Source organism: Mycobacterium sp., from assembly GCF_036488105.1.
Classification (GTDB): domain Bacteria; phylum Actinomycetota; class Actinomycetes; order Mycobacteriales; family Mycobacteriaceae; genus Mycobacterium.
In genome coordinates, this window is record NZ_DASXHW010000144.1 from 1 (window position 1) to 7,033 (window position 7,033).

A 7,033-nucleotide genomic window follows, 5' to 3' on the forward strand; every position below is an offset into this window, starting at 1 on the left:
CGCCTTTGACATCGCCAGTGTGGGATATGTCGCAGAGGAATTTTTCATCTCGGGGTCGGCATCGTCCTACGGTGCCGCGGCGGAACTCACCCCGGATGGCCGGTGGAGTGTGTCGCCGGCCGCAGCCGTCGACTACACCACTCGGATCGTGGTGCTGACCCCGTCGGATCTGGCCCGGTTCAACGGAACGGTGCTTGTCGAGTGGCTCAATGTCAGCGGCGGCATCGATGCGCCTGCGGTCTGGATGATGGCGCACCGCGAAATGCTGCGCGCCGGTTACGCTTACGTCGCGGTGTCGGCGCAGCGCGTCGGCGTCGAGGGCGGCGCGAATCTCATGGGCATCGACATGTCGCTCAAAAGCCAAGATCCGCAGCGGTATTCCACGCTGCGGCATCCCGGCGACGCCTACGCGTACGACATCTTCTCTCAGGCTGGGCGACTGGCACGGAACGAGAAAGCTCTGCGCGGGCTGCGCGCCGAACATGTCATCGCGCTGGGCGAGTCGCAGTCGGCGCTGTTCCTGACCACCTACATCAACGCCGTCGACCCCCTCGCCCAGGTGTACGACGGCTTCCTCGTGCATTCGCGATTCGGACCCGCAGCCCCATTGGACGGCGGCTCGATATTCGAAGCACTGGAAAGCAACTCGTCTCAGGCGGTCGCGTTTCGTCCCGATCTACGCGTACCGCTCGTCACGATCATCACCGAGACAGACGTGTTTGGTGGCCATCGGCAGGGCTATCACAGCGCGAGACAGCCTGACAATCAACGACTTCGGGTCTGGGAGATCGCCGGCACGGCTCACGCCGACAACTACACGATTCAGGTAGCGCCGATCGACACCGGGTCTGCGGCGTTGGCTGACGTCGTTGCAGGCTATGCGCCGACCAACATGCTGATGGGTCAGCAACTGGAGCATTGCATCAACTTCGCGCCGCAGCACCACTACGTTCTGCAGGCGGCGTTGTCGCAGTTGCGCAACTGGGTGAGCACCGGCCGGAAACCGCCCAGCGGCGCACTCATCGAGCTCGTTGATGGCCAGCCTGTTCTCGACGAGCACGGTCTCGCGCGAGGCGGTATCAGGACACCGTGGGTGGACGTGCCGATCGCTCGGACATCCGGTGTCGGAGGCGAAGAGAGCACGATGTCATCGATCTTCGGCTCCGGCGAACTGTTCGACGCTGCGACCGTGCAGGCGCTGTACCCGGGTGGGGAGGCGGACTATTTGGAGCGGTTCACCGCATCGCTGGACGAGGCGATCCAGTCGGGCTTCCTGTTGGCTGCGGATCGCGAGGAAATTCTTGAACTCGCCGCCGCGACATTCCCCAGCGAGGACGACCTCAGAGTGGCGGGGCCTCGAGCGCCAGATTGAACAGGGCCCAAGCCATGCAGAACAAAAAGTTGAGCGTGACAAGGACCATGCCCACGAAGATCAGCGAGCGTGCGCCGCGGCGCTTCATCCGCCGGACTCGCGCCCTGAATTGGTCGCGCTTGAATTGCGTCGCGATCAGCGCGAAGTTGAAATCTGCCACCTCAGCGTAGGCGGCCGGCGCACCCGCCAGCATCTGCCGAAGCCGTTCTGGCGGGGTTGTGACGCCCACGCGAGCGAAGCGCCGACTGAGGCGTCGGGCCTGCCGGCGGCCAACGATCTGACTGCCCACCCGCAACCGCTGGGGAAGATGCCCACGTTCGTTCCCCCAGGGGGTCGACGGGGTCATCACACGGCGAAGTGTAGCCAGCAACTCTTGAATATCGGAGGCACTCGGCGAATGTGCTCCCGAAAATCTGAATCGTGAGGCCATCCAACCTGATCGGGGCGTAACTAGAACGTGTTACAGTTTGGCCGCATGAGCCGCAAACGCGTCGTCGTCGCGGGCTTGGGCGATGTAGGCATTCTCGCCGCGATCCGGCTCGCCAAACACTTCGACGTCGTGGGCATCTCAGTCAAACCAGGATTGGTCAGCGGCCAGGAACTCGGTGTCCGGTTGGCCCGCCCCCGCGACTGGGCCCGCGATTACTGGATCCCGTTCGACCGATTCCGTCGTCTGGATCCGGTACGGATCGTCCAGGGCGCGTTGACCGAACTGGATCTGGACGCCCAAACCGTCTCCGGCCGCGGCGACAGCGGCGAAACATTCGTCGAGGGCTACGACGCGCTGGTGATCTCGACCGGGGTCAGCAACGGCTTCTGGCGCCGGCCGACCGTGCAGTCGGCCGCGGAGGTCGGCACCGATCTCAACGCCGCGCACAATCGAATGGCCGCGGCGAAGTCAGTAATCGTGGTGGGTGGCGGCGCGGCCGCGGTCACCAGTGCCGTCAACCTGGCAACCACCTGGCCGCACAAGCGAATCGACCTGTACTTTCCTGGCGACCGGGCGCTGGGCGATTACCACCCGCGGATCTGGCGGCGCATCCACCGCCGGTTGACCGAGCTGGGCGTGGGCCTGCACCCGGGGCATCGCGCAGCGCTGGCCAATGGCTTCGCGGGCGACGAGATCACCAGCGAAGGCGTCGACTGGAGTACCGGGCAGCCGGCGGCCTCGGCCGACGCCGTGCTCTGGGCGATCGGGCGGGTGCAGCCCAACACCGACTGGCTGCCGCGCGAGCTGCTCGACGACAGGGGCTTCGTCCGCGTGACACCGGAGCTTCAGGTGCCGGGGCAGCGGAATGTGTTCGCGGCCGGCGATGTCGCGGCCAGCGACCCGCTGCGCAGCTCCGCCCGCAACCGCGGGGACGCGCTGGTAGCCCACAACGTCCGCGCCGAACTTGCCGGCCGACGCTTCCGCACGTATCGAGCGCCCGGCCACCGCTGGGGCTCGGTACTGGGCATCCAGCCGAACGGCTTGGAGGTCTTCCTCCCGACCGGACAGGCGTTCCGCCTGCCGTCATGGCCGGTTGAGCGCCTGGTGATGCCGTTAGTCGTGCGGCGGGGCATGTACGGCGGAATGCGGGAAAACCACCCGGCGGTCTGACAATCGCGAGGTCAGCCGCGCTTGCCCCGCACCCACTGAAACGTACCGACGGTCTTAACGCGCACGCTGGCGAAGCCGTGGTCTTCCAAGATGTCGCCGACTTCGTCCTCGCCGAAAATGTGAGCCCCGCCGGTGGGAAGCGCCCGCCACACATCGACCGGCGGACGCAGGGTCGGGATCATTACCGCCAGTCGGCCGCCGGGCTTCAGCACGCGGGCGATCTCGGACAGCGCGGCCGCCGGATCCGGGATCAGCTGCAACACCGCGATCGAGACCGCGGCGTCGACGGTTTCATCACGCAACGGAAGCCGCTGCGCGTCGGCCCGCAGGAACCCGACCTGCGGACCCGCGGCCGCACGCACGGCGCGCGCCAGCATCGGTTCGGAGATGTCGACGCCCAGCGCAAGGCCGTCGACTCCGGCGGCGTGGGCGAGCGATGTGGTGATGGAGCCGGGACCCGCGCCGACGTCCAATGCGACGCCGCCCTCCGGGATGTCCAGCCAGTCGATGGGGAGCTGCCACGCGGCGATGAACCGGCGGGTCAGCGCCTGGGCGTTGTCGTAGAGGAAAGACCCGATCGGCGATGCCCACACGGCTTGGATAGCGCCGTCGTTCTTGGGCACCTCGTCGTCCCCGTCGACTGAGGTGCCGAGCAGGTCCAGATAGCCGTTACTGACATCTGGCTCGCTTGGTGGGTCGATCAGCAGATCCAGTGCCCTACTCAGTGCGGGCGGCAGCGTCGTACTCACATCTGTCATGTGCGTTCCTTCGACGAAATATCAAGTTCGACAGGCGTTTACGAATCGACAACCATGATTCTAAGAGCCCGTTCTTCCGTCCGCAGCCTACGCCTGGGCACCCGACGGTTCCACCCGCCGAGGTAGTCGTACCCGCGGCGGCACTAGTGTCGGAAACGTGACTACACAGTGGTCGCCGAGCCGACTCGGCAACCTGTCCGGCAAACGCATCATCGTGACCGGGGCTACCAACGGGGTGGGCCTTGGCACCGCCCGCCTTCTCGCGCAGGCGGGGGCGCACGTGATCCTGGCCGTCCGCAACACACAGCTGGGCGCGCAGCGAGCCGCCGAGATCGGTGGTTCGACGTCGGTCGCCAAGCTCGACCTCGCCGACCTCTCGTCCGTGCGGGCATTCCCCGAGCAGCTCGACGGCGACGTGGACATCTTGGTCAACAATGCCGGAGCAGTCGTCCAGCATCGCACCGACACGGTGGATGGCTTTGAAATGACCATGGGTACAAACTTTTTGGGCCCGTTCGCGTTGACAAATTTGATATTGGAGCGGGTGCGCTCGCAGATCATCATCGTCGGATCCGACGCCCACAAGTCGGCGACGCTGCGCCTGGACGATATGCACCTGCGCTCGCACAAGTGGACGGCGTATCCGGCGTACGCGCGTTCCAAACTTGCGGTGATGCTCTGGGGCCTCGAACTCGACCGCCGGTTGCGGGCGGCGCAGTCTCGGGTCGTAACCCAGCTCACACACCCAGGCTGGGTGTCGTCGAATCTTTCTCAGGTGTCGGACAAGCCCGTGATGGCGGGCTTTCATCGCGCGGTGACCGCGTTGGCGGACCGGTTCGGCAACGACATCGAAGAAGGCGCGGCGCCGACGCTGTATTGCATCAGCGAGCCGATTCCGACCGGCAGCTACGTGGGTGTCGACGGCCGGCTCGGATTGAAGGGCGGGCCGGTGCTCATTGGCCGGTCGACCCTCGCGTGCGACTACGACGCCGCGGCAAGGGTGTTCGATTTCGGCGAAAAAGAAACCGGGACAACACTTCCCGTATAGCTATGCGGGCGTGGCAAAGATTGCCACGGCGTCACCACCAACCGCTACGCCGTCCGAGCCGATTCGCTCGATCATCCGTGCCCGCAGCTTGGTCGCTTTGTCGGCGGCGAGAATCAGCTGGTTGGAGAACGTGAACGCGATGTCGACCCACTGCTGAGCGGAGTAGTGCAGGTCGTGGGGGTACTTCTGTTCGGTGACGGTGAATCCCGCCGCAGCGATCATGTCGATGACCTCGCCGGGATTGCCGTCGCCCCTGTGGGTTTCGACGTCCATGTAATCCCGGTAGATCGCTTCGAAGTCGGCGCGCGTCGGGTTGGTTGGCCGTAGCCGATTCCAGATCAGCGCCAGCTTTCCGCCGTCGTTGAGGATGCCGCGGATTTTGGGCAGCGCCACAGCCGGATCGACCCAGTGGAATGACGCGGCGAATACCACCCGGTCGAATCGCCGTCCCGCGGGATCCCAGTCTTCGAAAGTCGCGAGTTCAACCGGGATTCCTTTGGCCTGCGCGACGGCGGCCATCCGGGTGTCGGGTTCGACGGCGAGAACGTCGGCGCCGCGCTCGATCATCTGCATCGAGGCGATCCCGGTGCCGGCACCCGCCTCCAGGACGCGGGCCACATCGGGTGTCACCACGTCGTCGATCAGCCGGTCGGGATAGCGCGGACGATACGTGTCATAGTTCTGTGCCGCGCCACCAAATGAGTTGGCGCGCTCGCGATTAGTGAACAAATTCAGTCGCGGTGGCATGTCGCCGAGCCTAGCGACGCAACTTGTGTCCTCGCTGTGAAGCTGACGTGCCGTCGCTCGCTACTGCTTGACGTTCACCAGCGCTCGCTCGAGCGCGCACACGCGCCAGTGGCCCGGCACACCCTTCAGCTGGTGCTCGCCGCGGTCGGCGAACCGGTGCCGAGAACCGGTGACGATGTCGCGAACCGTCGATGACACCAGCACCTCGCTGGGCCCGGCCAGCGCCGCGACGCGCGCGCCGATGTGCACAGCCATCCCGGCGACATCGTCACCGCGCACTTCGACCTCGCCGGCGTGAATACCCACCCGAATCTCGATGCCGAGCACCCGGATCGCGTCGACAAGGGAGTCGGCGCACGCGATCGCGGCGCTCGGGCTGGGGAAGGACGCGACGAATCCGTCACCGGCGGTGTTCACTTCGAAACCGCCGAACCGTTCGAGTTCGTGCCGCACGATGGTGTCGTGGTTGTCCAGCAGGTCCCGCCACCGGCCGTCGCCGAGCACGGCGGCGCGTTCGGTCGAGCCGACGATGTCGGTGAACATGATGGTGGTCAGCACCCGCTCGGCGCCAAATCCGCCCCGCACACCGGTGACGAACTCCTCGATCTCGTCGAGCATCGGCGCGGTGTCGTCGGTCCAGTAGAGCGCATCTGCCCCAGGCAGCTCGATGAGGTGTGCTCCAGTGATGTGTTCGGCGATATACCGGCCGTTGTCGATTGGGCAGAACGCCGAATCCCTGCGGTGTAAGACCAGCGTCGGCGCGGTGATCCGCGCCAGCGTGTCACGGACATCGCAATGCCGGACGGTCAGGATGATGGCGCGGGCCATGCTGGGTGAGGCCGCCCGGTTTCCGGCCATGTCCCACCACGAGCGGAAGGCGTTGTCGTTGACCTTGCTGGGCGCGATGAAACCGAGCATGTCGAAGCCCTGGTCGACGGCATCCGGCTCCATCGCCACCGTCGTGTAGAGGTCTTCTTCCTCGACTATCTCGAACCCCATCGGATAGTCGGGAGCGCGAAGCGTCCGGGCCGCCCCGTTGACGATCACGAGGTTGCTCACCCGCTCCGGGTAGTCGGCCGCCAAGATCAGTCCGGTCATCGAGGCGAACCCGGGGGCGAAAATGGTCGCCCGCTCGCATCCGATCGTATCCAGCACCGCGATGGCGTCTTTTGCCCAGAACTTAGGCCCGATCACGTCAAGCGAAACGCGTGACGACATGCCGACCCCGCGCTGGTCGAGCCGGATCACCCGGCCGAAGGATGCCAGCCGCCGGTGAAAGCGGTACATCGACGGCTCGGCGTCGATGGTGTCGATCGGGATGGACGGGCCCGGCAGCACCAGCATATCGGTCGGCCCGTCGCCTAATACCTGGTAGGCGATGTCGACCTCGCCGCAACTGGCGTAGCGAGTCCGCGGAAACTGCGCCACGACTACAGGCTAGTTCAGGAGGCCGACACGTTTACGAAGACTATGACGCGGTAACCGCATACCGGGCACGCTGCCGAGAG

The 7,033-nt window shown here is 65.6% G+C and carries 7 protein-coding genes; 3 read left to right on the top strand and 4 right to left on the bottom strand.

Going from position 1 to position 7,033, the window contains the following annotated elements:
• Positions 1 to 1,372 (top strand): alpha/beta hydrolase domain-containing protein (locus VGH54_RS07630; protein ID WP_331511328.1); only part of this gene is annotated, 1,372 nt, incomplete at its 5' end.
• Here VGH54_RS07630 and VGH54_RS07635 read toward each other — a convergent pair.
• Positions 1,341 to 1,661 carry a hypothetical protein gene (locus tag VGH54_RS07635; RefSeq protein WP_331511329.1) on the bottom strand — a complete coding sequence of 107 codons (321 nt, stop codon included), beginning with the start codon at positions 1,659 to 1,661 and terminating at the stop codon, positions 1,341 to 1,343. The genes VGH54_RS07630 and VGH54_RS07635 overlap by 32 nt on opposite strands.
• A 186-nt stretch (positions 1,662 to 1,847) precedes the next feature.
• Here VGH54_RS07635 and VGH54_RS07640 point away from each other — a divergent pair, with 186 nt between their 5' ends.
• Positions 1,848 to 2,972: an FAD-dependent oxidoreductase gene (locus tag VGH54_RS07640; protein ID WP_331511330.1), complete on the top strand. Its 1,125-nt coding sequence runs from the start codon at positions 1,848 to 1,850 to the stop codon at positions 2,970 to 2,972.
• Between the two features lie 11 nt (positions 2,973 to 2,983).
• On the opposite strand, the gene VGH54_RS07645 is transcribed toward VGH54_RS07640, so the two are convergent.
• Complete coding sequence (locus VGH54_RS07645; protein ID WP_331511331.1) at positions 2,984 to 3,730, bottom strand: class I SAM-dependent methyltransferase; 747 nt, start codon at positions 3,728 to 3,730, stop codon at positions 2,984 to 2,986.
• A gap of 157 nt (positions 3,731 to 3,887) precedes the next feature.
• Here VGH54_RS07645 and VGH54_RS07650 point away from each other — a divergent pair, with 157 nt between their 5' ends.
• The gene (locus VGH54_RS07650; RefSeq protein WP_331511332.1) at positions 3,888 to 4,778 is read left to right on the top strand and encodes an SDR family NAD(P)-dependent oxidoreductase; all 891 of its coding nucleotides are present in this window, start codon (positions 3,888 to 3,890) and stop codon (positions 4,776 to 4,778) included.
• Here VGH54_RS07650 and VGH54_RS07655 read toward each other — a convergent pair whose 3' ends face one another.
• Together VGH54_RS07655 and VGH54_RS07660 are read right to left on the bottom strand one after the other, a co-directional pair.
• On the bottom strand, positions 4,779 to 5,525 hold the full coding sequence (locus VGH54_RS07655) for a class I SAM-dependent methyltransferase (RefSeq protein WP_331511333.1): 747 nt from the start codon (positions 5,523 to 5,525) through the stop codon (positions 4,779 to 4,781).
• Between the two features lie 60 nt (positions 5,526 to 5,585).
• A complete protein-coding gene (locus tag VGH54_RS07660; RefSeq protein WP_331511334.1) occupies positions 5,586 to 6,953 on the bottom strand; it encodes an adenylate/guanylate cyclase domain-containing protein in 1,368 nt (455 codons plus the stop codon).
• Between the last annotated feature and the right edge of the window lie 80 nt (positions 6,954 to 7,033).